The sequence below is a fragment of the Bacillus sp. B1(2022) genome, assembly GCF_040259625.1.
Lineage (GTDB): Bacteria > Bacillota > Bacilli > Bacillales > Bacillaceae > Bacillus > Bacillus velezensis.
This window is the reverse complement of the sequence record NZ_JANIFO010000012.1, coordinates 1-26,272: the sequence shown is the minus strand read 5'-3', so window position 1 is coordinate 26,272 and position 26,272 is coordinate 1. Positions and strand designations below refer to the sequence as shown.

Sequence of the window (26,272 nt, the reverse complement as noted above, 5' to 3'; positions counted from 1 at the left end):
TTTTTCTTTCGTCCCGCAACAGCCAAGATGCACAAGGGACCCTTTTCATATATCAGACGCCGGACGGGGGCTGAAAAGTTTAAGAAAATCACAGCATTTCATTCATTTTTTCTGAAACAAAATCCCCTTCCGAATGCGTCTAATTAACGGAACAAATGGAAGACTGTACAGAAATCTGCCATAGCCATCCGCAAAACAGCGAGAATTTCCGCACACATTATTGGAGGAATACCATGTCAGACAAGTCACTGCATCACCGCTATATTCCCGGACTGGATGGACTTCGCGCCTTTGCCGTCCTCGCAGTTATCGCATATCATCTGAATTTTAACTGGGCCGACGGCGGTTTCATTGGTGTTGATATCTTTTTTGTTTTATCGGGGTATTTAATTACATCTATTATATTGCCTGCCCAAGGCAATGCCATCACCCTTGATTTGCGTGATTTTTGGGTGCGCCGGATCAGGCGGCTTCTGCCGGCGGCTTATCTCATGATTATCACGACGGTCATTTGGGTCGTATTGTTTAACAGCGAGCTCCTGCATACCGTACGCGGGGATGCGGTCTCCTCACTTTTTTACATAAGCAATTGGTGGTTTATCTTTCATCAGCTTTCTTATTTCGACAGCTTCGGCTCCCCTTCGCCATTAAAAAACCTTTGGTCGCTGGCGATTGAAGAACAGTTTTATATCATATGGCCCTTCCTGCTGCTTGCGGGAATGTACATATGTAAAACACGGGCCCGGCTTGCGGCCGCGGTCATGTTCCTCGCGTTATGTTCGGCAGTCGTAATGAGTATGATGTATGTGCCCGGCGGAGATCCGAGCCGCGTTTATTACGGGACGGATACCCGCTCATTTGAATTGCTGATCGGCTGCGCTTTAGCTTTAGTGTGGCCGATGAAACGATTATCTTCCAAACGGCTGCCGAGCAGCATGAAACACCTGCTTCACGGGACGGAGCTTGCCGCTTTTGCCGCGCTGCTGCTTTGCGTCTTTTACACGGATGAATATGAACCCTTCCTGTACAAGGGCGGCATGCTTTTGATCAGCATCACCGCAGCGGTTCTTGTCGCATGTTTATGCCATCCGAGCAGCTTTTTGGGACATGTTCTTTCATGGAAGCCGCTTCGCTGGATCGGAACGAGATCATACGGAATCTATCTTTGGCATTACCCGGTTTTCGTACTGAGCACACCCGTGCAGGAAATCGGAAATCCGGTTTATTGGCACTGCGCCGTCAGAATCGGCGCCACTTTCATTCTTGCCGAGCTGTCTTACCATTTCATTGAACAGCCGATCCGCACTGCGGGCTTCCGGCCATTTTTACGCCGCGTGTTTCTGAACCGCTTTTTGGAATGGAAGACGTCCTCTGTCATCAGCAGAATGTCGCTCGGCCTCATTCTTGCCGCCATTCTCGTATTTGCGGGCGGGCTGTCAGGAATAGCCGAAGAGAAAAAACAGCCGCAATGGACGTACGCGCAAAATGATCAGCAAGAAACCGCCGCCTCTTCGCACAAGACGGCCGATCACGATCAACCGGCAAAAGAAGATGACAGCAAGAAAAAACACGGCGGCGAAAAAACGGATACCGCGTCAGACAAAAACAAGAAAGAACCAACAGACAAATCAAATACAAAGAAAAATGAAGAGAAAAAGGAACGGTCATCTCAAAAAGCGGCTGATTCAAAACAAACACAGCCTCAGCAAGACGTACTGGCCATCGGTGACTCGGTGATGCTGGACATTGCGTCATACCTGCGGCAGTCCCTCCCTCATGTCACCATCGACGGAAAGGTAGGAAGACAAGTCTCTCAAGCACTCCAGCTCACTTCGGAATATGCGTCATTTAATCAGCCGAACAAAGCGGTCATCATCGAGTTAGGGACGAACGGCTATTTCACAAACAGCCAAATTGAATCACTGATCAGCTCCTTTTCAAAAGCCGATATCTATCTTGTCAACACACGTGTGCCGCGGCAGTGGGAAAGCAAAGTAAACGAATCATTGCGCCGGCAGGCCGAGTCACGCAAAAATGTGACGCTTGTCGATTGGCACGCAAAAGCATTGCAGCACCCTGAATACTTCACACCGGACGGCGTCCATCTCATACCTGAGGGATCAAAAGCGCTGACATCCCTCATCGTCCAAACAATGAAATCATGACAAAAAAAGAGGCCCAAAAAAGGCCTCTTTTTCGTATATCGTCAGGCAAGCTTCTGTCCGCAATTCGGGCAAAAATTCGCGCCTTCCGTTTTCGTTCCGCAGTTCGGACAAAATTTCGGCTTAGCCGCTCCTTCCGAGCCGTTCGCCGGTGCCGTCCCCTGATTCTGCTGACTTTGATTTTGCTGCGGCTGGTTCTGCTGATTTTGGTTCATTTGGTTCATCATTTGATTTGCCGCATTCATTCCCATCATCATGCCCGCCATGTCTGAGGCGGCGCCGCTTCCGTTCATTTTGCCGGATGACATTCCGTCCGTCATGGAAATCTGCTGATAGCGGTTCACATCGCCCACCATGCCGTAAGAAGCGTTTTTCGTAATCATATCCTGAACTTCCTGCGGATAGTTAAAGCTCATAATATTGAAGCCCGTAATCGACATGCCGTCTCCGATCAGCTGCATATCAAGATCTTCTTGCATCCCTTTTCCGATTTCAAAGGAATTCGACTGCAGATTGAACATGTCTTTTCCTTCTCTGGTGATCCATTTCATCAAAAGCTGATCGAGAATAGACGTAATCCGGATTTTAATGTCCTCCACTAAATAGCTGTCTTTGACACCCGCAATCTTATCAATCAATCCGATGTAGTCAATGACCTTGAAGTTAAATGTGCCGTTTGCGCGGATCGGCATACCGCCCGGCATACCTGCCGCCGGAATGTTGATAGCGTTTTTTGTACCCCACTTCACGGTGAACTCCTTCGTATTCACAAACAGCACTTCAGCCCGCATGCCGCTGTTAAAGCCAAACTTAAACCCTTTTAGTGTAGATAGAAACGGAATGATTTCTGATTCGATATCATAATCGCCGTCATCACGGAAAATCCCTTCAATCTTCCCGTTGTATAAAAAGATGGCATCCTGTCCCGGCCGGATGATCAGACGGCTGCCTTTTTTAATTTCACGGTTGTTCCATTTATAGAAAACCATGTCATCTCTGAATTCTTCCCATTCCACCACATTTGCTAACTGATTTCTGAAAAAACCCATGTATGCTCAAATCCTTTACATATAATTTAAAAACTTCCCTTGCTTCCGCTGTAACTCGTGCCGCCCCTCGTGACTCCGCCGTCATTGTCATTATCTTTATCAGGCTTTTTTTCTCTTGTAACGTCGGTTCGGATATATGTGTCGTGCTGGCTCAGCACTTCAGACGTATCGTGATCCATATACGTGCTGCCGGTGACGGTGACCTTGCCGCCGGAATTGTACACCATCACAGTGACGGCGATGCCGGCCGCGGCTGCGGCAATAATGAGCTGAAACCACCATGTGAGCAGCAGATTGTCAGACTTGTCGTCCGGGCTTTTCCCCATATCTTTATAAGCCATCTTGATGTAGGTCTGAAACGCCTTTTCATAATGGCCTGCGGAAATATCTGACGAGATCGTATTTCTGATCGTATTCAGCCGGCTGTTATTCAAATACGTCTCCGCCTTTTTATACCCGGAGATAAATACTTCCCGATTTTTCATATCAATGGTCAAAATCGCCGTGTTTCCGCTAAAATGACTGTCATAAAAATCACCGGCGTACTGCTCGATGTCCTTACCGCCCGTTCCGTTTGCGGTAAGAATGATAAAATCGGTATGGCGCTTTGCCCCGAGCTTCCCGGCCAATTCCTCAAGTTTCTTCGTTTCATCCTTCGTTAATAAATGAGCATTGTCATAAATATATTGCTTCTGTTCCGCGGCAGACGCCGATGTATGTAAACCAAAAGACATCATCAGAAAAAGGACGAAACAGAAGAGACACGCTTTTTTTATCGATACTTTCATCAAAAACCGCCTCCTATCATAAGTGAGACGAGTCTTAATGCTAAAAACGCACCGGCGGTTATGCCGCCGAACCACGCGGCCACTTTTCCGGCACTGATCGGCGGTTTGCCGACAACCTTGCCCGTCTGCCCGTTCATCGCAAAAATGTGCTCAGCCCGCTCATAGTCGTAGCTGACCATCCAGACCGGAAGCAGTACGTAAAAGCTGCTGATTTTATCGGTCTGAATCTGCTCATCCGTAATGTCAGCCGTCGTATATCCGGAGAAGGTGGATCTGATATAAGAATCAATATAATGGCTGATTTTATCCTTCGCCCGCGGAAAGAGATCGTCATCGGTATAATTGTACTTTTCCGCTATATATCCCGCTAAATAGGCCGTATTAAACTCCTTCAGCTCACTGTATGAGTAAGGCTCCAATTTGTCCATTAATTCATCACTCATTTTTTCTGAAGCGTCGACCGGAATTTTGAGATAATCAAGATTGATATCGCGGTACGCGTTGTAATACTCGGTCTCCGTCACCCGGTATTCTCCATCATCATAGTGATGCACTCTCGTACAAACGGCATTGACCTGAACCTTGCTGTTTAAATCAAACATCCAAAATGGCACGTACATGCCGGTTATGCTCTTCACCCGATCGGCAGACATAAATCCTTTCGGTGTCAGACGGCCGTTTCGGCACCACTTTTTAAAAGCGCTCATGGCTTCTTCTTTACTGATCGTAAAAGGAATCACCATCGAAGGCGCGAGATTTCCCGATAATCGGTCGGCGAGAACGGCGGCTCCTCCGCAAAACCCGCACGTCGTGGCCGTCGTTTCCGCCTCAGTCATTAATACCGCACCGCAATTCTCACACCGGTACTCGTTCGCCTCATTTTCAGAAAATCTCGTCGTTATATACTCTTTTGGCAGGCTCTCAATCTGATCCTGCCGCCCGCAGCTGTGACATGTCAGCATGCCGGATGAACTGTCAAAGACCATATCATCGCCGCAGTTCGGGCATTTATAAGAAATGATCATTCTGTTTCTCTCACTTTCTCTTTATATCGGACAAAGCTGCAGCCCGCTGTCTATTGATCTTTACTGAAAAGCATTTTCTGCTTGAGCGCCGCCAATTCATCATCGACACTGCTTTGATTGCTGTCATATTTAGCCGTCAGATCGTCAATATCGTCTTTCGGAGACGCGTTCAGCTCAGCCATCGCATTGGCATGATCAAGCGCTTGGTTGACCTTGTCTTCCATTCTGCCGAAAGCTGTCATCGATTGGCCCGCATTTGACACAGAGGACCCCAATTTGTTCATTCTCTCCTGCGTCTTTGCCACAGACCACTTCGCTTTGATGGCATTTCGGCGCGACTCAAGCTCTCCGATATCAGCGACAAGCTTGTCATGCATTTTGCGCATTTGAGACGCGTTGGAAGAAGCGAGCTGATAAGCCGTCTGCAGCTCAGTCAGTCTTGATTCAACAGCCGCTTTCCTTTCCAAAAACGTCCGCGCATCGGATTCATTGCCGGCCTGCAACGCTTTCATCGCATAACTTTCCATCTTTTCGGCATCAGCCTGGCATTCTGTTAACGCTCTTTTCGCCCGCTGTTCCTCAGCCATGACAGAAGCCGTCTCCGCTTTCACTTTTCCTAAATCACTGTTCAGATTCCGCAAATATTGATCAACCATTTTTTCAGGGTTTTCAGCTTTGTCCAGCAGCGCATTGATATTGCTTGACATGATGTCTTTAAATCTTCCTAAAATACTCATTTTTCATTTTCCTCCCAAAATTAAATAGTAACAAGTTCATAGTTATCTATACTGTTTTTTTCGAAAAAAGTTTCATTTTCTCATAAATTTATGTAAAATAGTCTCATTCAGCCCATTTGTGCCGGCGGAAATTCTTTACGACCAGATACAGTGAGAACAAAAAATAAATAAAAAGCGCGATCATCAACCCGCTCACTAACGGGTAATGCTTCGCCGCATACACAAAGAAATCCAGCTGCGAAATCTGTTCCGGACTTGTAATCGTATCCGTCCCATTCAAAAGCTTTGAAAATTTAGCCGTATCATTCCAATCAAACGAATCAGAAACAAGCTCACTCCCCTGATACCAATTGACAGCGGCGAGACAAAGAAAACAAAAAACAGAAAACGCGCATTGCACAATAAGAAAAACATGTTTCATGAAAAACATTCCTCCGCGGTTCAATATCACAGGCCGACACACTATACATGACGGCAGCAGCAGAAACTTGGTTTTACTCAGAACTGATAAAAAAGTTATTGTATGAACTTCACAGCGGTTCAATTTACTGGATGCCTTTCTAAAGTATACCGTATATCGAAAAGGGTTTCAGACCTAAATAAAGAGGATGCTTCCCGAAGTCCGATGACTTTCAAGAAGCATCCTCGATATTTTACAGTGATACTTCAACCTCTTTTAAACTCGGCAAAGCATCGATCGCACCGATTTTGGTGCACACGAGCGCCCCCACCTTATTGGCAAATGAGACAATATCACGCAGCTTCGCAAAATCATCGGCTGCCGTCTGAATCTCATCCGTGCGCGCCAGCTGATACAGCGCCGCGCCGACAAACGCATCTCCCGCTCCCGTTGAGTCTATTGATGTCACCGGAATGCTCGGAATGATGTCAATATCCTTCCCATTTGAAAGAAGGGTCCCGCTTTTCCCGAGTGTCACCGCCACAATACCGGCCCCGAGCTCATGAAGAACCGCAACACCTTCTTTATGATCCTTCGCACCGCTGATGATCTCAAGCTCTTCGTCACTGACTTTCACAAAATCACTTACGGCAACGGCTTTTTTTGCGGTGTTTATAAACTCTGAAACTCTTCCTTTCCATAAATCCTCACGGTAGTTAGGATCGAAGGAAATAAACTGTCCATTATCTTTCGCAATCGACATCAGCCGTAAATAGGCTGAGCAAAACGGATCAGATAACAATGCCGTCGCTGATCCGAAATGAAGGATTTTGGCATCGTTTACCTTTTCCTGATCAATATCATCCAGCGTAAACAAAGCGTCCGCTCCTCTGTTAAACACAAAGTCGCGCTCCCCATTTTGTTTTAATGAAACAAACGCAAGCGTTGTAGGCGCTTTCTCATCCATGACGAGCATAGAGGTATCGACGTGTACGGCGTCCAATGTCTGCTTCAGAAAATACCCGAACGGATCTTTGCCTGTTTTTCCGCTGAAAGCCGCGTCTCCGCCCAGCTTAGCAATGGCTGCCGACACATTCGCCGGTGCGCCGCCGGCACTTTTTAAGAAATTGCGTCCTTCTGTCAAATCAACATCCACATCGGTACAAAAGAAATCAATTAACAATTCTCCAATACAAATAACAGATTGGCTTCCCACATTATCACACTCATTTATCAATTCTCGATTATAGTTTCAGTATAGAGCTTTCTGTCATAAATACAACCGTTTACATAGAATATTTTAAATTTTACATATACTTATCTGGCAGCCCTTTGCTCCAGATCAGACATCATCTGCTGATATTTTTTTTCAGTTAAAGGATAAAAAGAAATAAGAATAATAGACAGCAGAATGAACAATCCCGGAATGAGCGCATTCATATTTTTAATCGCATTCAATGACGAGGCCGTCTGATCGGTATTCGCGGCATATCCGGCGATTCCGAGATAAACGGCCGAAAATGACCCGGCTAACGCAACTCCGAGCTTATTGATGAAACTCATGCTCGAAATCACCACGCCATCAGCCCGGACTCCGGTTTTCCATTCCGCATAATCGACACAATCGGCAACCATTCCCCAAGCAAGCGTATTTAAAGGCGTCGTAAAAAATCCCGAAACGAAAAGCCAAAAGAAAATAAGCGGCAGCGAAGAATACGATGTAAACTGAAGGCCCGCATAAGAAATCAGCGATAGCGCCGCCGTGATGATCATAACCTGCTTCCGGCCCCGCTTCTCAGAAAAGAAAGGAATAAACAGATTGCTGATCAGCGCTGCGCCGAAAAACAACACGGTTCCTAAAAACACAAATTCCTTATGGCTGACGTTATACGTAAAATAGTACACCATCGTACTGAGCTTAATGTTAAACCCAATCGCAAACGCCAAAAATGCAGAAACCAAAATGAGCAAAGGCTTGTTTCGAAACAAAACAGACAACGTCTTTTTCATTCCTTGTTTTTTTCTTTTTTCAGGCTGAATCCGCTCCCGTACAGTAAAGAAACTGAACAGATTCAATGCGATGCTCACCGCCGCATAGATAAGCGCCGTCATCTGGAATCCAAACGCCTGATCTTTCCCGCCGATCAGATCTGCAAGCGGTGTCGCACAGGAAATCGATAACAGAATTCCGATATAAACCAAAATCATCCGGGTCGTCGTCAGAACCGTCCGTTCCTCCACGGAATTCGTCATCCGCCCCGTTAAGCTGTTGACCGGAATCGTCTGCATGCTGAAGGACATCCCAAGCAGAATATAAGTGATGTACGCATAAACCATATTCCCCGTCTCGCCGAAATGAGGGGTCGTGAAGCATAAGAACGTAAATAGCGCAAAAGGAAACGCCACCCACAAAAGATACGGCCTTGCCTTTCCCCATCTTGTATTCGTCTTGTCTAAAATCACGCCCATAATCGGGTCAAAAACAGCGTCCAGCACCCTTACGATAAGAAACAAAGCTGCGATGACCGCAGGCTTAATGCCGCCGACGTCTGTATAGTAGAATAACAAGTATGCGTTTACAAACTGAAAGATAATATTGTACGACATATCGCCGAATCCGTAGCCGATCCGTTCCATCCAGGACAGGCCGCGATATTTCGTCTTTACTGCCGCTGCTTTTTCTGTTTCAATCATCATTTCCCACCCCAAGAATCCGTTTTCATTTTTGATAAGCAAGAGGGAGAATGCCAAGATCCTCCCCGTTCACTCAGCGATTTGGATACACCATCACTTTTAAGCATTCATTTTTGTATTGAAAGGCCCGTTCCATCGCCTCTTGCGTCTTCTCCAGCGGATATTGGTCCGTTACAAGATGCTTCGTGTCCACTATGCCGGAAGCGAGAAATTCAATTCCCTTCGGATACGTATTCGCATAACGGAAGATTCCGTATATATCAATCTCGTTATCTGCAATAAACGGCACATTGAGCGGAATCTCGTTCTGAGAAGGCAAACCGACAATCGCCAGTTTTCCGCCCCGGCGCACGGAAGCCAGTGCGGATTGCAATGCCGCCGGATTCCCCGCTGTTTCCCAGGCAGCATCAACGCCTCTGCCATTCGTGATCGTTTTGATTTCTTCACCGGCATCCTGTTCCCGGACATTGATGACATGAGTCGCTCCCATTTTTTTCGCAGCTTCTAACCGCAGCGGCTCCAAGTCGGTCACAATGATTGTGCCTGCCCCGTATGCTTTCGCTGCCGCAACGGCCATTAATCCTACAGGCCCCATTCCCATAATCGCAATTGTTGATCCGGGCTGAAGCTTTGTTCTCGCGGCCGCATGAATGCCGACAGAAAACGGTTCGATCAAAGCCGCATCTTCATAGGATAGTGAATCCGGAATCGAGAAAACAAAGTCCTGACGCATTTTGATATATTGGACAAACGCGCCGTCAACCGGCGGTGTCGCCAAAAACTGTACATCCGGGCAAAGATTATAACGCCCCTCCTTACACGCCTCACAGCGTCCGCATGTGACACCGGGTTCGACGGCGACACGGTCTCCCACCTTGAATTGATCGACAGACGATCCGACGGCGGCAATTTCTCCCGCGCATTCATGACCGAGGATAAATGGTTTTTCCACTACATAATTGCCTATTCTGCCATTTGTATAGTAATGCAGATCAGATCCGCAAATTCCGACAGCCATCACCTTAATCAACACTTCATCATGATTGATTTCAGGCACGGGCAATGTTTCGATTTTGATTTCTCTCGTGTTGTGCATAACCGCCGCTTTCATGTTTTGAGGCACTGTGTGAGTCATTTGGCAAAATCCTTTCTCTGCTTTGAAATGTAAGTGCATACATTTTTGTTTTCTCTGTTACTGCCCCTATTTTATCTGCTTTTCAAGACGTACAACAGCCTTTCCTGCTGTATAAAAGGACAGCGGCACTGTACTTTTTATTTTTTCATATACAAAAAACACTGAATTGATAAAATAGTACTAATAGGAGGTGCAGGCTAATGGCTGAACTTGAAAACCGGACACAATTTGCAGAACTGCTGGCACCTGCCGTCAAATCGCTGAAACTTCATCCTGATTTCAAAATTAAAAGGACAAAGAACGTAAAATCCGGACAGTCTTATATAGATCAAATCGCACTCCGAATAGGCGTTTCCTCTAACACGATCAAAAGCTGGATCGGACAGATGGGCGCAAACTACATTCCCGGACGAATTGATGACGGAAAGCTGTTCGGCATGATCTGGATCATTATAGAAAAGACTGATATGGATGCTGAATGGCTGACCGGCCTTCTGGAAACCACAACCATTCCCGTCATCAAACCCGCATTGCCCGTTTGGACGGCGTCTTGTCTAAAAAAAGCAAAAATACTCCGGAAAGACGGATCATTCGGAGCGCCGAGTGATGAAGATGTTGAAAAAGCAGTAAAGCGGCTGTTTCATGACAGACCAAGCCACGAAACGAATGCGCTTACAAGAAAATCCGTCACGCATAACTTACCGTCACGCCGGACCGGGAACTTTATCGGACGCGGCTTTGATATGGAAGCAATCCGGCAATGGATGCTGTCTCCGTCACCGGTCTGTTTACTCACCGGCTGGGCCGGCATGGGAAAAACAACGATCGCTCTTGAAGCAGCCTACCTTTGTGCCGGCGGTTCACCAGATTGGCCGGCATTCAACAGCATCATCTGGATCAGCGCTGACTGGAAAGGATTGAGCTTCAGCGATTTTTTAAACACGATCGCCTATCAGCTCGGACGCACCGAACAAATCGACAAATCAATCAACGAAAAACGGTTCGTCGTCCGCAATGCATTAGCCGCTCATTCAAATGAAACACCGGTATTGCTGATCGTTGACAGCATTGATACAGCGGAACGTGACATTCACGAATTTATCATCGGCCTTCCGCAAGGCGTAAAAGTCCTCCTTACGGCACGTGAAAATGTAAAACAGACATACCGGGACGGCTTCGGAGAACTGGCGGCCATCCAGCTGAGCGGTCTTGAACAAACGGATGCCCTTGATTTTTTTCATCAAGAAGTGCATCGCTGTCTGCAAACATGCAATCTCCCGCATAAACGGGAAAAGCTGGAGCAGCTGTTGGAGCTATCGCCTGACCTTAAGAATGAATTCGTCTCGGCAGCCGCCGGCAACCCGAAGGCCATGGCACTGAGCATTGCATACATGTCAGACGACGACATCCCCGCTCCCCAGCTCATTCAAGAGCTTAAACAAGCGGGTTACTCATTATTGGAATTGTTTGAGGTTCTCTTTGGCCGCACATGGGACAGATGTCATGAAGACACACGAAAACTATGGCAGACGCTTTGCTTTTTCGCTAAACCCCCTGACGAAAAAAGCTTGGCTCAAGCGGCCGGATTAGACGCCCGCCGTTTTCATTACGCGATTGAGCAAATGCGGTCATATGCTTTAATACAGCCGGAACGAAGCGAAGGAAGAATTCAATATTCAGCCCATCAAACTGTTGTCGCTTACGGAGAACAGCACTTATCCGAAAATCATGATTTTGCAAAAGAAGCCCGAAGCCGCTGGGCGCATTATTATATGGATTATGCGGAAACCCATATAAAACGGGAACAGCCGAATTCCATCTATTGGAGCTACCTGCTGGGACGGAATTTAGAGCAAATGAAAAAGGAATGGCCGAATATCCTGAAGGTCATCGAATGGTCGAGCGAAACCGGACAACATGAAATCCTGATCAAACTCATCATCCGTATCAGCCATTTTCTAAGCAGAATCAGCCTGCCCCTGCGAATCGAATACGGATTAAAAGCTGCCGATGCCGCCCATCAATCAGGCGAACACACACGGGAAGCTTACTTTCGGATCGACACGGCAGGCTGGGCGCTGATGGAAGTCAACGATTCAGACGAAGCTCTCAGGCAAATAGAAGCCGGCCTGAAGATACTCGAACAATCAGGCGCGCCGGATCACGATGACTTGAAAGTATGGGGAATCGCCCTGCAAGCAAGGCTGCTGTTAAAAATCGGAGAACCGGACAAAGCGGCAGCAATGCTGGACGGCATCAAAGATCAGCCCGTCTCGCCCATTATCCGGCACAGGGTTCTTCTGGTCCGCGGCGACCTGAGTTTCGCCCGCTCTCACTACGAAGAAGCCATCACATTATACGAAGCGGCAAACACCACCAGCGCCGCATACGGCGGCGAAAAAACGATAGAAGCCTATTTTAACCTGGGCATGGCTTACGTCAAGTGTGATCAACTCGAAAAAGCGGAAAAAGCCTTTGAACAAATGCTCTATGACAAACACAACGCCAATCAAGTTGAACTGATTTACTATCATTACGGAATGGCACAGCTGTTGTATCGAAAAGGAGAAACTACGAAAGCGATAGAAGCTAATCAAAAGGCGATTCGTCTGATTGATTCGTGGGAGCCTGGGATTGGGATTCGGGGTGAGGTGGAGCAAATGGATATTCTCATTTAAAAGACAAATACATTGCGGCTAGCGGTAAGAGCTTTGAAAAACACTCATGACCTTGTTGTTTTTAAAGATAAAAAGGTATCTTTATCAGTACAGTAAATTGATTAAGATACCTTGATTGAAAAATTAATTTTTCACAGAAAACAAATTTCTAAAGTTAAACTTTTTAACAACAAGAGGTTAATACTTATACAGCCGTATTAATGCTGTACTGTAATATAATGTTTTAGTTCACCTGACCAATATCTTCCTCCCCAATCCTGTCCAACTTGCACATCATACTTACCTGCAGGAAGATTTTTCGTTGAAAAACTCACACGAAAATTACGTGAACCAATACTATGCGAAATATCTTTTCTGGCAAATACTTTACCTTTATTATTTAAGATAATTACTGAAAAGCCATTATCTAAATCCCTAGCCAAAGTACCCGTAACTACAATGGAAGTAGCACTTTTCGTATATGTATTAGCATCTGTTTTAAATTTGATTGTACCTTTCGAATCCATAGCTAAGGCTTCTGACCCACCTGCGAAAATAGCAACTCCCAAAAGTACTGCTGTAAACAGGGTCATTACTAACTTTTTCATCTTTAGAATTCCTCTTTTCTTTTTAATATTTTAAATCCAAAATTATAATAACATATTTTCCTAAAAAAAACAGAGGTTTTTCCATATCTTTCTTCCGAGAAATGAATAAGTATGATAGAAATTTATAATATTAATGCAAATTTAAGATTTTTGTGAAATGAAGCTTAAAATTTGAAGTATAGTATCATCTATAAAACCTTTGCCAAGGTGTCCTTCCAAGCGCCCAATGGATATGGGGTAGAAAACACAATGTGAATAACAGCATGATAAGTTCCTCATGTTTCCCCTTTCTCTTTCCTTCCATACTATTAAACAAGACTATTCTAATACCCTTGAACTGCATTTAAAATTGGTTTAGTGTTATTATTTAATAAAGATCTGTGCAATGAAAACTCTTTCTGTCCGATATACCCTTAAGTATTCCTAATCAACATTATGCTGGTGAGTTCAAATATTTCTTAATTCAAACTCTAGTTCTTCTGCTCTTTTTCAAGATCCAAACAAGTAATGCAATAAAAACGACGTTAATTAAAAACGCAGAAATAACATAAGTTTCATCTGAAACGCCAATATACTTCCCTTTCGATTCTAAGAGATTCCTTACTTGCTTACTCCATAAAGAACCATTCAGCGAACTATCGTCTGCTCCAAATGTAATTTGTGCTGTTTCCTTATTGCTGCTTGTAATATTAACACCATAAAATACTGTATACCTATTGTTATAAAAGATAGGCATATAAGAATAGTCAGAAACTAAAGGCTTTACCTTTTTGGCAGGTAATGCTACGTACAAAATCGCAGAATAATTACCTACCCCTGTTTCAAATTGCTCTGCTTTAATAAACTTCGTGTTTGAAGGTAGATCAATATTATAAAAATGCTCAAAAATTTGAATATCTTCTTCCGAAAAATCTGTTAATTGGTAGTAATGCGGATCAATAATACATTTATGAAAATACCATCCATTAAACAATAATAAACAGGCACTTATTAAAATTATTAATACTGCCTTATATATAATCTTTAACTGTATCACAATGATGTGCGCCCCCTCATAATGTGCATTACTTTTGGGAAGAATTAATTATTCAGATTTTATTTTTCTTTAAGGCAATCTGCAAATGCTTGTGCAATTGTTTGACCATCCTCTTGGGTATAATTATTAACAGTAAAATGATGTTTAAATTTCAGATAGACAGGATTGTTGGTGTTTAAATAGCACTCTGCATCCTTAGTAACTGCTTTAAATGAATTATTAAATCTGTTTTTGGAAAATTGAGAGTATCTTGTACTATAGCCGATGCTAACTTAAATAAATTAGCATCATTCATTCGTAATTTGAGATGAATGATAGAAATAAAAAAAGCCCCTCACAAATTCATTGAACTTGTGAGAGACCTCGTATGGCATTACATCTGGCAACCCCTTATGTCCAAACAGGGATCATAATTTTTTACATCATGCCGCCCATACCGCCCATGCCGCCCATGTCAGGCATTCCTGCGCCGCCGGCGTTTTCTTCCGGTTTGTCAGCGACAACGGCTTCAGTTGTTAAGAGCATTGCTGCTACAGAAGCTGCGTTTTGCAGAGCAGAACGTGTCACTTTTGTCGGGTCAACGATACCTTTTTCGATCATGTTTACCCATTCGCCAGTTGCAGCGTTGAAGCCTACGCCGATTTTTTCGTTTTTCAGGCGCTCAACGATGACAGATCCTTCAAGACCAGCATTGTGCGCGATTTGACGGATCGGCTCTTCAAGCGCGCGAAGCACGATGTTGATACCTGTTTGCGCATCGCCTTCAGCTTCCACTGCAGCGACTTTGTTGTATACGTTGACTAGCGCTGTACCACCGCCGGATACGATGCCTTCTTCAACAGCTGCGCGAGTGGAGTTGAGTGCGTCTTCGATGCGAAGTTTACGCTCTTTCAGCTCAGTTTCAGTCGCAGCGCCGACTTTGATGACAGCTACGCCGCCAGCAAGTTTCGCAAGACGCTCTTGTAATTTTTCTCTGTCGAATTCAGAAGTTGTTTCTTCCACTTGAGCGCGGATTTGGTTGACGCGTGCAGCGATTTTTTCAGTGTCGCCGGCGCCTTCTACGATTGTTGTGTTTTCTTTCGTTACCACAACTTTAGAAGCGCGTCCCAATTGTCCGATTTCAGTAGATTTCAGATCAAGGCCTAAGTCTTCTGTGATTACTTCTCCGCCAGTAAGAACAGAGATGTCTTCAAGCATTGCTTTACGGCGGTCACCGAAGCCAGGAGCTTTAACGGCAACAGCGTTGAATGTGCCGCGAAGTTTGTTGACAACGAGTGTAGCAAGAGCTTCACCTTCAACATCTTCAGCGATCAGAAGCAATGGTTTGCCTTGCTGTACAACTTGCTCAAGCACAGGAAGGATTTCTTGAATGTTTGTGATTTTTTTGTCTGTGATTAAGATGTATGGATTATCGAGAACCGCTTCCATCTTATCAGAGTCAGTCACCATGTAAGGAGACGCATATCCGCGGTCGAATTGCATACCTTCCACAACTTCAAGCTCAGTTGTGAATCCTTTAGACTCTTCGATTGTGATGACGCCGTCGTTTCCTACGCGCTCCATTGCTTCAGCGATAAGGCTTCCGACTTCCTCATCAGCAGCAGAGATCGCAGCAACCTGAGCGATAGACTCTTTGCCTTCGATCGGCTTAGAAATTTCTTTTAAGTTTTCGATTGCTACAGTCACGGCTTGTTCCATACCTTTACGCACGCCGACAGGGTTAGCCCCCGCAGTTACGTTTTTAAGGCCTTCGCGGATCATAGCCTGCGCAAGTACAGTCGCAGTCGTCGTACCGTCACCGGCAACGTCGTTTGTTTTGCTGGCTACTTCAGCTACAAGCTTCGCACCCATGTTTTCAAACGCATCTTCAAGTTCAATTTCTTTTGCGATTGTCACACCGTCATTTGTAATTAACGGAGAACCGAATTTTTTCTCCAGAACCACGTTGCGTCCTTTTGGCCCTAAAGTTACTTTTACAGCGTCAGCAAGCGCATCGACACCGCGAAGCATAGCGCGGCGTGCTTCTTCACTAAACTTAATATCTTTTGCCATGTTAACGAAACCTCCTCGAATTTTTAAAAATATTTATTTGCTTAGCCGATTACAGCTAAAATGTCGCTTTCACGTAAGATTAAGTATTCAGTACCTTCGTATTTCACTTCAGTACCGGCGTATTTTGAGAAGATAATGCGGTCGCCCTCTTTTACTTCTAAAGCAACGCGCTCTCCGCTTTCCAACACGCGACCTGAACCGGCTGCCACGATTTTGCCTTCTTGCGGCTTTTCTTTTGCAGAATCCGGTAATACGATTCCGCTGGCAGTTTTTTCTTCAGATTCTACGAGTTCAATGACAACGCGATCACCTAATGGCTTTAACAATGTAATAACCTCCTCAATAGTATGAATATGTAATTTTAGCACTCAGCTCTAAAGAGTGCTAACACAGTTATTATAATAAAGAATCTCACTTCCAATTTCAAGTCATAAGAATAAAAAATTTTCACGCTTACATGATTCTCTCTCGCACTGATTTTCTCCTTTTTTCACGTCAAGTTCACTTGTGTTACAATAAGAACAAATAAGTTGATTTTATAGGATAAAGGAGTACATATCATTTGAGAAAACAGTATTGGTATATCATTTTGACATATGTTATCATGCAGCTTTCCGCATTGATCGGCATTCCTTTAATGTACAAATTCGGCTATGCGGGCGGGCACCCTACGAATGCGAATCTCACCATGGCTCAGGGGATTTATTCCGTCGTAAGCTTTTTTATCTGCCTGATTATCGTTCTCTTGATTTTGAGAACCGCGCCGAAGCAGACATTAAGAAACGGGAAGAAAGCATCCGCCGGCATGTCCGTTCTCTGGGCGGTCGCGGGAATATGGCTCGCTTTATTTTCTCAGGGAATCGCCGGGATGATTGAGCAGTATGTCTTTCATGTGGGCAGCGGTTCCGAAAACACGAAAGCCATTCTCAACATTATTAAAGCCATGCCGCTCATGATTATCGTTTCTTCTATCGTCGGGCCGATTCTTGAAGAAATCATTTTCCGGAAGATCATTTTCGGTGTATTATATGAAAAAACGAATTTCTTTATCGCCGGACTGATCAGTTCCGTCATTTTCGGCATTGTGCATCAAGACCTCACGCACCTGCTGCTGTATACGGCCATGGGCTTTACCTTTGCGTTCTTGTATGTGCAGACGAAACGGATTATTGTGCCGATATTCGCCCATGTCATGATGAATACCATTGTCGTGGTCATGCAGCTCGGCCCCGCCCAAAAATATATTGAACAGCATAGTGAGCAAATGCAATTAATTATTGGAGGATTGTTTGTATGAGGAACCCAATGACTTGGGGCTTGATTTATTTCGCAGTCGGCTGTATCTTTACGTATTTGGCCGCAAGCTCTCCGGGAAGCATGTGGTCTTTTTATTCCATACTGCTGATGGTTTTCGCCGCTTATAATATCAGCATCTCGTTTAAAATGTTCGCCTTCTCATTTAAAGTGAAAAAAAATCAAAAATAAAAGAAAAGCCATTTCTCATCATTGAGAAATGGCTTTTTTTATGCTGATACGTCCTGATCGGATTCACTGCTGGTCTGCCTTTTCCGATACGCCGCTTTTGAAATCAGGATACTGATCTCGTATAAAATGCAAAGCGGAATGGTAATCATCAAGTGAGACAGCAGCTCAGGCGGCGCAATCATCGCGGCGATCACAAGCAGCACAAAATACGCGTACTTCCTGATCTTCGATAAAAACATCGGCGTGATAACACCGAGTCTCGTTAAAAACATGATCAGCACCGGCATCTGAAACAGCAGTCCGAACGGAATCGTCAGCTGCAGCAGAAAATGAAAGTACTCGGTGATCCCGATCACCTGGTTGACATCGAGGTCATTCGAAACCCGCTTCATAAAATCAACGACCAGCGGAAATAAAATATAATAAGAAAACGACACACCGCCGACAAACAGCACGATCGAAATCGGAATATAGCTGAGTGTTACTTTGCGCTCCTTCTCATACAGACCCGGGCTGACAAACGCCCAAATCTGATAGAGAATAATCGGCGAAGTCAAAATGATGCCGATGATAAACGCGAACTGCAAAAAGATAAACAGCGGATCCGTCAGGTTAAAAGCATTAAGGGTGAGCTCTTTTACTTCATCGGCTTTTTGAAGATACACAATGATAGGTTTTGCCAGAAAAAAGCCGGCAATAAAGAAAACCGTAAAGGATAACGCCACAATCAGCAATCGTTTCCGAAGTTCGGCAATATGCTCCACAAGCGTCATTTGATTCACTCTCATACGCGTCATCCTATCTTACTGTTCTTCTTTCTTTTTTTCCTCTTCTTCACCGGCTAATCCCTTAGTAGCGTTCTTAAATTCACGAAGCGTGTCCCCCGCCGCTTTTCCTAATTCGGGAAGCTTCTTCGGACCGAAAATAATCACCGCCACCACACCGATAACCGCCAGGCTTCCAGGACCGATCATGTGCAGCTCCTCCTTTCGCTATTCAATTTCTTCCAAAACAGAATAATGCTTCAAGAAATAAACCAATGATTGAAGCTCTACAGCTAAATCTATATGATGAATTCGAATGTGATCCGGCACATTCAAACGGGCCGGCGTAAAGTTAAGGATCCCCTTGATTCCGAGCGACACGAGCCGGTCGGTGATTGACTGGGCGGCAACCGCAGGAACGGTAAGAATCGCCACGGGTTCATCCTTAATGTGAAGCTCTAAATCATTAAGATCAAAGACAGGCACACCGCCTACCTCAGTTCCTATTTTACTCTGATTCACATCAAAAGCCATAGATATTTTTGTGTTATTATTTTTTGTGAAATTATAGTGAAGAAACGCCGTCCCTAAATTCCCGACACCGATCAAAATGACGTTCGTCGTTTCATCCTGATCCAGTGTTTTTCTGAAAAATGACAGCAGGTAATCCACATTATAGCCGTATCCTTTTTTGCCGAGCGCCCCGAAATAGGAAAAATCCCGGCGGATCGTGGCCGAATCGACTTTTACCGCGTCGCTCAGTTCAGCTGATGAAACGCGCTGTTTTCCTGACGCGTGTAAATTCTTTAAAAAGCGATAATAAAGCGGCAGCCGTTTTGCCGTCGCCTGTGGAATTTTTGATTGATCCTTGTTCATGATTGGTCCTCCACTTTATACTCAGATGCATCTCTTTTAAAATCACCGTTTTTGCCTCCTGTCTTTTCCATGAGGCAGGTCGGGCCGATGACCATTCCTTTATCCAGCGCCTTGCACATGTCATAAACGGTCAAAGCGCAGACTGAAGCGGAAGTTAGCGCTTCCATTTCCACACCTGTACTCCCTTTCGTTTTTACGCTTGCCTGTATATGAAGAACGGCTTCGGAATCCTTTTCCTCCCAGCCGAATGAAATGTCGACGCTGCTTAAAGAAAGCGGGTGGCACATCGGGATAATCGCTGACGTCTGCTTTGCGGCCATAATTCCTGCCACCTGTGCGACAGCCAGCACGTCTCCTTTTCCGATCTCGCGGTTTTTGATTCTGCTGTACACGTCATGCTTCATGTGTACGCTGGATATCGCAGCGGCAGTACGGACTGTTGAAGATTTATCGCTTATATCCACCATGCGGGCACGGCCTTCTTCATTAAAATGAGAAAATCCATTCATATTTAAACTCTCCTTACTTCTGATCATACACTATTTTCTCCCTGATGTCTTATCCTATAATGTTCCAATTCTGATGTATTGTTTGCTGACAGCAGGTTGATAAGCTACACTTAACTTATTATAACAGAGGTGAAATAATATGATGATCTTACAAATTAATCAGCTATCCAAATCTTTTGGCGCTGATCCTATTTTAAACAATATAAAGCTTGAAGTCAGATCTCGGGATCGCATCGCCATAGTAGGCAGAAACGGAGCCGGCAAATCAACTCTCCTTAAAATTATCGCAGGTCACCTTTCATATGAAAAGGGTGAATTAATCAAACCGAAAGAATTAACGATGGGATATCTCGCCCAGCACACAGGCTTGGAATCCCAGCTTACCATAAAAGAAGAACTGCTGAGCGTTTTTGATTTCCTGAAAGCAATGGAAAAAGAGATGCGCTCTATTGAAGAAAAGATGGCCACGGCCGCCCCCGCGGAGCTTGAGACGCTGATGAAAACCTATGACAGGCTTCAGCAGGATTTCAAGGATAAAGGCGGCTATCAATATGAAGCGGATGTCCGATCTATCCTTCACGGCCTCGGCTTCGGAAAATTTGACGATTCCGTGAAAGTGCAAAGCCTGAGCGGCGGTCAGAAAACAAGGCTTGCGCTCGGAAAGCTGCTGCTGACCCAGCCTGATCTGCTTATTCTGGATGAACCGACGAACCATCTCGACATCGATACGCTTACATGGCTTGAGCATTATTTACAGGGATATTCAGGCGCCATTCTGATCGTTTCCCACGACAGATACTTTCTTGATAAAGTCGTCAGCCAAGTGTACGAGGTCTCACGGACAGAAAGCAAAAAATACCTCGGCAACTACAGCGCCTATTTAGAACAAAAAGCTGAGCAGTATGAGAAAGACCTGAAGCTGTATGAAAAACAGCAGGACGAAATCGCCAAGCTTCAAGATTTTGTCGACCGCAATCTGGCCAGAGCTTCTACAACGAAAAGAGCCCAAAGCAGAAGAAAACAGCTTGAACGGATGGACGTCATGGCAAAGCCGCTCGGGGATGAAAAATCAGCCGCCTTCCGTTTTGACATTACAAAACAGAGCGGAAACGACGTCCTGCGCGTACAGGATGTTTCCATCAGCTATGACGGCCAGCCGCCGCTCTTGAAAAACCTGACCTTCGGCATTACAAGAGGCGAAAGCGCCGCCCTCGTCGGACCGAACGGAATCGGCAAATCAACCTTGCTGAAAACCATTATGAACACGCTCAGCCCCGAATCCGGATCGATCACGTACGGTTCCAATGTCACAATCGGCTATTATGATCAGGAGCAGGCTGAACTGACCTCGTCCAAACGCGTGCTGGACGAGCTGTGGGATGAATATCCGGACATGCCGGAAAAAGAGATCAGGACATGCCTCGGCAACTTCCTGTTCAGCGGAGACGATGTCCTGAAACCTGTCCGTTCTCTAAGCGGCGGTGAGAAAGCAAGAGTCGCGCTTGCCAAGCTGATGCTGCAAAAAGCAAACTTTCTCATCCTTGATGAACCGACAAACCACCTTGATCTGGACAGTAAAGAAGTGCTGGAAAACGCCCTGATCGACTACCCGGGAACACTGTTATTTGTATCGCATGACCGCTACTTTATTAACAGGATCGCCACAAGGGTGCTGGAGCTGTCTCCGGATCATGCAGAAGAATATTTGGGTGACTATGACTATTACACCGAGAAAAAAGCCCAGCAGCTGGAACTGGAAGAAATGAAGCGGCAGGAAAAGGAGCAGGCTCAGCCTGCCGGCAAGGTCAAACAGGATACGAAAAGAACTTACGAGGAAGAAAAAGAATGGAAGAAGAAAGAACGGCAGCGCCTGAGACGCATTGAAGAAATTGAAGCTGCCGTCTCATCCGCCGAAGAGAAAATCAGCGCCAATGAGGAGCTGCTGTGCGATCCTGACGTGTATCAGGATCATGAAAAGGTACAGACCATTCACGCGGAGAATGAAGCTCTGAATCAAGAGCTCGAAAACTTATTAGCAGAATGGGAGGAACTCTCCTCAGAAGAATAGAAAACGTCAAGCACCTCTTTAAGGGGTGCTTTTTTATCCACAGCTATCTTCCTTGTCAGCCATGTAAGTAAGCGTTTTATACACACTATCCACAAAATTTTCTGACTTTATCCACTTTACTAACAACTTGCAGCCCCTTATCCAGCCTGGATTTCTGAACGTATTCACAATCCTGTGGATATGTTCGAATTATCTGTTAATAAGTAAAAAAAAGCCTCACGTTTTACAACGTGAGACGATCAAAGGATGTTAATTCCAAACCGGGCTGTCCGTTCATATCATATGAGCCCCGAATCCCCTTTTCAAAAGCAACGGTTCCGGCAGCCGCAATCATCGCTGCATTGTCCGTACATAAGGAAAGCGGCGGGATGACAAGCTCGGGATCTCCCGAATGACTGAATTCCTGCTGCAGTGCGGCTCTCAGCCCTTTGTTAGCGGCTACGCCCCCTGCCAGCAGCACTTGTTTAACCCCGTATTCTTTCGCGGCCTTAGAGGTTTTTGCCGTCAGTACATCAATGACACTCTGCTGAAAGCTTGCGGCAAGATCCTCAGGAGGAATCACCTCATTTTTTTGCGAGGCGTTATGAAGCGTGTTAATCACGGCTGACTTCAGGCCGCTGAAGCTGAAATTGTAAGACCCTTCTTCCAGCCACGCACGCGGAAGCGGAATGGAATCCGTTCCCACAGCAGCCAGCTTATCAATCTGCGGCCCTCCCGGATAAGGAAGCCCCATCGTTCTTGCCACTTTGTCGTAAGCTTCGCCTGCGGCATCATCCAGCGTTTCACCGATAACCTCGAATGAACCGTGCTCTTTCATATAAACCAATTCCGTATGTCCGCCTGACACAACCAAAGCAAGCGCCGGGAATTGAAGCTCTCCTATCAGCCTGTTTGCATAAATATGGCCCGCGATGTGATGGACGCCGACTAGCGGTATTTGATGGGCAAAGCTTAACGCCTTTGCCGCATTGACTCCGATTAACAGGGCTCCGACAAGTCCGGGTCCTTCCGTTACGGCAATCGCATCAAGGTCATCAAAGCCCATCTCCGCTTTTAAAAGAGCTTCCTCAATCACAAGGGTAATCTGCTCCACATGATGTCTGGACGCTATTTCAGGCACGACCCCGCCGAAACGTTTATGGCTTTCAATTTGAGAAGCGACAACGTTTGAAATAATTTCATTCCCGTTTTTTACAACCGAGGCCGCTGTTTCATCACAGCTTGTTTCGATTCCTAATACATAAATATCTTGTTTTTCACTCATGTAATGTCACCCACATTAATAACGCATCTTCTCCGTTATCTGTATAGTATTGTTTTCTGATTCCTCCGGCCTGAAGACCGAATTTTTTATATAAGGATTGGGCGGGATGATTTGAGACCCTGACTTCGAGAGAGAGCCTTCTTGCCTTTTTTTCTCTGCACAATTCTATCGCAGAGCGAAACAGCGCTTCTCCCAATGATTGGCCCCGATATTCCGGCTTAATGGCTATGTTCGTAATCTGCGCGTCATCTATAATAATCCAGATTCCGCAATACCCCGCCAGACAGCCGTCCTTTTCAATGACAAGGTAGTGGGCATACGGATTTTCCAAAAGCTCATGATAAAATGAATCCTTCGTCCACGGAGAAGTAAAGGATGCTGTTTCAATTTCATAAATTTGATCAATATCTTCCGGACGCATGCTTCGAATCGCCGTTTTCGTTTTCATCCCTATCACCCTATTTTTGAGATTCCATCCATTTCGCTTCAGCCTCTGCCAGACGCAAATAATCCGGAACAAGGCTGTGGACATCCGCTTCCTCTTTTTCCAAGCCTAAAAACGCCAGCTCTGACGGCCGCGGATTATGCTGTGCAGCCGTTCCAATCACTGCTTGAGATGTCAATTCATGCAGAATGGTTTCTTCATGAATGGCTGTATCGTGCCCTAAAAATAAAACCGGAGACGCTTTTTCTTTCAGCATGCCGAGCCAATCAGTCAAAAGGACATTCTGATCAGGAAGAACGGATTGTAATCGGCCGTCCTGATATTCATAAAGTCCCGTATATACCTGTCCGCGCCGGGCATCAAATAACGGGCAGATCAGTCCTTGAAAGTGCCGTCCGTTAGCCGCCAGCACCTCCAGACTCGAGACAGCGGAAACCGGAAGCTTCAGCGACCATGCCAATGTTTTTGCCAGCGTCACACCGATTCTGACACCTGTGTACGAACCCGGTCCTTTCGCCACCGCTATTTTCGTAAGGTCCTGCGGTGTTAGGCCGCAATCCTTCAGCAATGAATTGACAGCAGGCATGGCCCGCACGGAATGATTCTTTTTTAAATATGTAATATACTCCGCCATCACCGTTTTGTCACGAACGAGCGCGGCACCCAACGTGTAATTTGACGTATCAATTGCCAGTATTGTCATGTTTATTTATCTCCTCACAAAGCGTTTCATACCGTGTTCCGCAAGCCGTAAAGGTAATGTCCCTTGCCTCATCACCGGCTCTTGTGATAACGATCTGCAGCCGTTCAGCAGGCAGCTGATCCTGAATTAAATGAGCCCATTCAATTAAGCAGACGCCTTGTCCCTCAAAATATTCTTCAAGCCCTAAGTCTTCGCTTTCATCCTCCATACGATACACATCCATATGATATAGAGGAAGCGAACCGTCATGGTATTCTTTTATAATTGTAAAAGTCGGGCTGTTTACCACCCTCGTGATTCCCAGTCCTTCGGCAAAACCCTTTGTAAAAGTCGTTTTTCCCGCGCCTAAGTCGCCTTCCAGTGTCAAAATGTCTCCCGGCTTTGCCAAAGAAGCGGCAAGCTTGGCTACGGCTTTCGTTTCTTCGGGGTTTTTCGTTCTCCATTGTAATGTCTTCAAAGTGAGTCACCCGTCTTATTTAAAATGATTGTATCCTTTTTTCTCAAGGACGATTTGTCTCTGATCATTGGCTGTCAAAAGAACACATGCTTCCTTCCGTTCAGATACCGCTCCTATCTTCGCAATCGGAATGCCCGATTGAGTGCAGTAATCAAGCAGAGAGGTCCACTCTTGCTGAGAAACCGTTCCAACCAATTCAAAATCTTCACCGCCGAATAACACCCATTTCTTCCACTCAGAATTTGCCTCGGGCAAATCCGGATGCACCGGCAGAAGTTGTTCTTCAATTTCTATCGTAACTGAACTTGCCCCAGCTATTTCATGCAGCTCACTAGCCAATCCGTCACTGATATCATTCAGAGCCGCGCGCTGAAGCTGAGAGCAGAAGCGGCCGACCTGAACTCTCGGAACGGGCCGTTTATGTTTTTGGATAAAATAATCAGTCGTATGAAAAGCAGAAGGGAGTGTTTCTCCCAACAAAAGAGACAGTCCTGCTGCAGACGAACCGATATCCCCTGTAACAAACACAACATCTCCGGGTCTTGCCGAGCTTCGCAGACAAGCGCAATCCTTCTCAACTTCTCCGATGACAGTAACGGTAATTACGGCTTGACCGGAAGCGGAGACGGTATCTCCCCCGATCAAATCCATTTGATATAGTTTCGCCAGTTCCGCCATTCCTTCATACATTGCCTGGACGTCAGCTTTCTGCCAGCAAGAAGGAACCGCTAGAGACACCAAATAAAACTTCGGAATGCCTCCCATCGCCGCAACGTCACTAATGTTAACAGCAAGCGCCTTATAACCGATATCATGAGGAGAGGAATACTCTAATTTAAAATGGACATTCTCCACCATTGTATCAAGGCAGACAATTTGCTGCATATGGGGTGATGCTGTATAAACCGCACCATCATCACCGATCCCTACATCGACGGAAGAATGATAATGCGAATGCGGCGTAATACTGTGAATCAAATCAAACTCATCCATATATCTCCCGTCTCCCTTTCTGACGCTCTTGTGAAATACAGCTCTTTCTAGTGTATCGGATTATGTTTCAATATCCAAGACTTTAACGATATAAAAGAAAGCTTGGTTAGATACCAAGCTGCCAGCATTTAAAAGAAAACACAAAAAAAACGAAAACATGATCGTTTCGTTTACAATAAAAATGGCGGTCCGGACGGGACTCGAACCCGCGACCTCCTGCGTGACAGGCAGGCATTCTAACCAACTGAACTACCGGACCATTTATTTTTTGGTTGCGGGGGCAGGATTTGAACCTGCGACCTTCGGGTTATGAGCCCGACGAGCTACCGAACTGCTCCACCCCGCGATGATAAAATTTTAGAAAA

At 45.5% G+C, this 26,272-nt stretch carries 26 protein-coding genes and 2 tRNA genes; 5 read left to right on the top strand and 23 right to left on the bottom strand.

Features of this window, described 5'->3' with window-relative positions; translation table 11 throughout:
- The first annotated feature begins 233 nt into the window (after nucleotides 1–233).
- Nucleotides 234–2,165 (top strand): acyltransferase family protein, encoded by a 1,932-nt coding sequence (locus NQS30_RS17895; protein WP_218791509.1) that lies wholly within the window; start codon nucleotides 234–236, stop codon nucleotides 2,163–2,165.
- A 41-nt stretch (nucleotides 2,166–2,206) separates the two neighbouring features.
- Here the strand turns inward: NQS30_RS17895 and NQS30_RS17890 are convergent, their stop codons facing one another.
- The 8 genes from NQS30_RS17890 to gutB all read right to left on the bottom strand — a co-directional run bounded on the left by NQS30_RS17890 (nucleotide 2,207) and on the right by gutB (nucleotide 9,990).
- Nucleotides 2,207–3,211 (bottom strand): SPFH domain-containing protein, encoded by a 1,005-nt coding sequence (locus tag NQS30_RS17890; RefSeq protein WP_136396175.1) that lies wholly within the window; start codon nucleotides 3,209–3,211, stop codon nucleotides 2,207–2,209.
- Between the two features lie 26 nt (nucleotides 3,212–3,237).
- Nucleotides 3,238–3,999 carry a TPM domain-containing protein gene (locus NQS30_RS17885; protein WP_076425566.1) on the bottom strand — a complete coding sequence of 254 codons (762 nt, stop codon included), beginning with the start codon at nucleotides 3,997–3,999 and terminating at the stop codon, nucleotides 3,238–3,240.
- Nucleotides 3,999–5,024: a TFIIB-type zinc ribbon-containing protein gene (locus NQS30_RS17880; RefSeq protein ID WP_007609808.1), complete on the bottom strand. Its 1,026-nt coding sequence runs from the start codon at nucleotides 5,022–5,024 to the stop codon at nucleotides 3,999–4,001. The genes NQS30_RS17885 and NQS30_RS17880 overlap by 1 nt, the downstream gene beginning before the upstream one ends.
- Nucleotides 5,025–5,074: 50 nt before the next feature.
- The gene (locus NQS30_RS17875; RefSeq protein WP_218791508.1) at nucleotides 5,075–5,761 is read right to left on the bottom strand and encodes a PspA/IM30 family protein; all 687 of its coding nucleotides are present in this window, start codon (nucleotides 5,759–5,761) and stop codon (nucleotides 5,075–5,077) included.
- A gap of 103 nt (nucleotides 5,762–5,864) precedes the next feature.
- Complete coding sequence (locus NQS30_RS17870; protein WP_151280945.1) at nucleotides 5,865–6,182, bottom strand: YjdJ family protein; 318 nt, start codon at nucleotides 6,180–6,182, stop codon at nucleotides 5,865–5,867.
- Nucleotides 6,183–6,414: 232 nt separating this feature from the next.
- Entirely contained in the window at nucleotides 6,415–7,377 is a 963-nt protein-coding gene (locus NQS30_RS17865) for a carbohydrate kinase family protein (RefSeq protein WP_160242600.1), read from the bottom strand.
- A 101-nt stretch (nucleotides 7,378–7,478) separates the two neighbouring features.
- Nucleotides 7,479–8,855: an MFS transporter gene (locus NQS30_RS17860; protein ID WP_218791756.1), complete on the bottom strand. Its 1,377-nt coding sequence runs from the start codon at nucleotides 8,853–8,855 to the stop codon at nucleotides 7,479–7,481.
- A gap of 73 nt (nucleotides 8,856–8,928) precedes the next feature.
- Nucleotides 8,929–9,990, bottom strand: a complete 1,062-nt coding sequence (gene gutB / locus NQS30_RS17855) for a sorbitol dehydrogenase (protein ID WP_085341788.1) — start codon at nucleotides 9,988–9,990, stop codon at nucleotides 8,929–8,931.
- Between the two features lie 200 nt (nucleotides 9,991–10,190).
- On the opposite strand from gutB, the gene NQS30_RS17850 reads away from it, so the two are divergent.
- Complete coding sequence (locus tag NQS30_RS17850; protein WP_218791507.1) at nucleotides 10,191–12,668, top strand: tetratricopeptide repeat protein; 2,478 nt, start codon at nucleotides 10,191–10,193, stop codon at nucleotides 12,666–12,668.
- Between the two features lie 197 nt (nucleotides 12,669–12,865).
- Here the strand turns inward: NQS30_RS17850 and NQS30_RS17845 are convergent, their stop codons facing one another.
- The 4 genes from NQS30_RS17845 to groES all read right to left on the bottom strand — a co-directional run bounded on the left by NQS30_RS17845 (nucleotide 12,866) and on the right by groES (nucleotide 16,669).
- Nucleotides 12,866–13,255 carry a hypothetical protein gene (locus NQS30_RS17845; protein WP_025284353.1) on the bottom strand — a complete coding sequence of 130 codons (390 nt, stop codon included), beginning with the start codon at nucleotides 13,253–13,255 and terminating at the stop codon, nucleotides 12,866–12,868.
- Between the two features lie 463 nt (nucleotides 13,256–13,718).
- A complete protein-coding gene (locus NQS30_RS17840; RefSeq protein WP_015239293.1) occupies nucleotides 13,719–14,291 on the bottom strand; it encodes a hypothetical protein in 573 nt (190 codons plus the stop codon).
- Between the two features lie 417 nt (nucleotides 14,292–14,708).
- Nucleotides 14,709–16,343 carry a chaperonin GroEL gene (gene groL, locus NQS30_RS17835; protein WP_003155941.1) on the bottom strand — a complete coding sequence of 545 codons (1,635 nt, stop codon included), beginning with the start codon at nucleotides 16,341–16,343 and terminating at the stop codon, nucleotides 14,709–14,711.
- 41 nt (nucleotides 16,344–16,384) lie between these two features.
- Nucleotides 16,385–16,669, bottom strand: coding sequence for a co-chaperone GroES (gene groES / locus NQS30_RS17830; RefSeq protein WP_003155970.1), 285 nt, complete (start codon nucleotides 16,667–16,669; stop codon nucleotides 16,385–16,387).
- 236 nt (nucleotides 16,670–16,905) lie between these two features.
- Here groES and NQS30_RS17825 point away from each other — a divergent pair, with 236 nt between their 5' ends.
- Both NQS30_RS17825 and NQS30_RS17820 read left to right on the top strand, forming a co-directional pair.
- On the top strand, nucleotides 16,906–17,640 hold the full coding sequence (locus NQS30_RS17825) for a CPBP family intramembrane glutamic endopeptidase (protein ID WP_003155972.1): 735 nt from the start codon (nucleotides 16,906–16,908) through the stop codon (nucleotides 17,638–17,640).
- Entirely contained in the window at nucleotides 17,637–17,828 is a 192-nt protein-coding gene (locus NQS30_RS17820) for a YdiK family protein (protein WP_003155975.1), read from the top strand. Before NQS30_RS17825 ends, NQS30_RS17820 begins: the two co-directional genes overlap by 4 nt.
- Before the next feature lie 38 nt (nucleotides 17,829–17,866).
- On the opposite strand, the gene tatC is transcribed toward NQS30_RS17820, so the two are convergent.
- The 4 genes from tatC to moaC are packed head-to-tail and all read right to left on the bottom strand — an operon-like array spanning nucleotide 17,867 to nucleotide 19,977.
- Complete coding sequence (gene tatC, locus NQS30_RS17815; protein WP_094032596.1) at nucleotides 17,867–18,625, bottom strand: twin-arginine translocase subunit TatC; 759 nt, start codon at nucleotides 18,623–18,625, stop codon at nucleotides 17,867–17,869.
- A gap of 6 nt (nucleotides 18,626–18,631) precedes the next feature.
- Entirely contained in the window at nucleotides 18,632–18,802 is a 171-nt protein-coding gene (locus NQS30_RS17810; protein ID WP_003155981.1) for a twin-arginine translocase TatA/TatE family subunit, read from the bottom strand.
- 18 nt (nucleotides 18,803–18,820) lie between these two features.
- Nucleotides 18,821–19,468, bottom strand: coding sequence for a redox-sensing transcriptional repressor Rex (locus NQS30_RS17805; protein ID WP_003155984.1), 648 nt, complete (start codon nucleotides 19,466–19,468; stop codon nucleotides 18,821–18,823).
- Nucleotides 19,465–19,977, bottom strand: a complete 513-nt coding sequence (gene moaC, locus NQS30_RS17800) for a cyclic pyranopterin monophosphate synthase MoaC (protein ID WP_003155986.1) — start codon at nucleotides 19,975–19,977, stop codon at nucleotides 19,465–19,467. The genes NQS30_RS17805 and moaC overlap by 4 nt, the downstream gene beginning before the upstream one ends.
- 139 nt (nucleotides 19,978–20,116) lie before the next feature.
- Here moaC and NQS30_RS17795 point away from each other — a divergent pair, with 139 nt between their 5' ends.
- Complete coding sequence (locus tag NQS30_RS17795) at nucleotides 20,117–22,045, top strand: ABC-F family ATP-binding cassette domain-containing protein (RefSeq protein ID WP_015239290.1); 1,929 nt, start codon at nucleotides 20,117–20,119, stop codon at nucleotides 22,043–22,045.
- A 223-nt stretch (nucleotides 22,046–22,268) separates the two neighbouring features.
- Here NQS30_RS17795 and tsaD read toward each other — a convergent pair whose 3' ends face one another.
- From tsaD to NQS30_RS17760, 7 genes are all read right to left on the bottom strand, one after another.
- Nucleotides 22,269–23,309, bottom strand: a complete 1,041-nt coding sequence (gene tsaD, locus NQS30_RS17790) for a tRNA (adenosine(37)-N6)-threonylcarbamoyltransferase complex transferase subunit TsaD (RefSeq protein ID WP_015239289.1) — start codon at nucleotides 23,307–23,309, stop codon at nucleotides 22,269–22,271.
- Entirely contained in the window at nucleotides 23,302–23,757 is a 456-nt protein-coding gene (rimI, locus tag NQS30_RS17785) for a ribosomal protein S18-alanine N-acetyltransferase (protein WP_003155993.1), read from the bottom strand. The genes tsaD and rimI overlap by 8 nt, the downstream gene beginning before the upstream one ends.
- Before the next feature lie 10 nt (nucleotides 23,758–23,767).
- Complete coding sequence (tsaB, locus tag NQS30_RS17780) at nucleotides 23,768–24,457, bottom strand: tRNA (adenosine(37)-N6)-threonylcarbamoyltransferase complex dimerization subunit type 1 TsaB (RefSeq protein WP_007408854.1); 690 nt, start codon at nucleotides 24,455–24,457, stop codon at nucleotides 23,768–23,770.
- Nucleotides 24,438–24,914, bottom strand: a complete 477-nt coding sequence (gene tsaE, locus NQS30_RS17775) for a tRNA (adenosine(37)-N6)-threonylcarbamoyltransferase complex ATPase subunit type 1 TsaE (RefSeq protein ID WP_007408853.1) — start codon at nucleotides 24,912–24,914, stop codon at nucleotides 24,438–24,440. The genes tsaB and tsaE overlap by 20 nt, the downstream gene beginning before the upstream one ends.
- Before the next feature lie 15 nt (nucleotides 24,915–24,929).
- Entirely contained in the window at nucleotides 24,930–25,907 is a 978-nt protein-coding gene (gene thiL, locus NQS30_RS17770) for a thiamine-phosphate kinase (protein ID WP_015239288.1), read from the bottom strand.
- Nucleotides 25,908–26,089: 182 nt separating this feature from the next.
- Nucleotides 26,090–26,166 (bottom strand) — tRNA-Asp (locus NQS30_RS17765).
- Between the two features lie 10 nt (nucleotides 26,167–26,176).
- Nucleotides 26,177–26,253: transfer RNA gene (locus NQS30_RS17760), tRNA-Met, on the bottom strand.
- Between the last annotated feature and the right edge of the window lie 19 nt (nucleotides 26,254–26,272).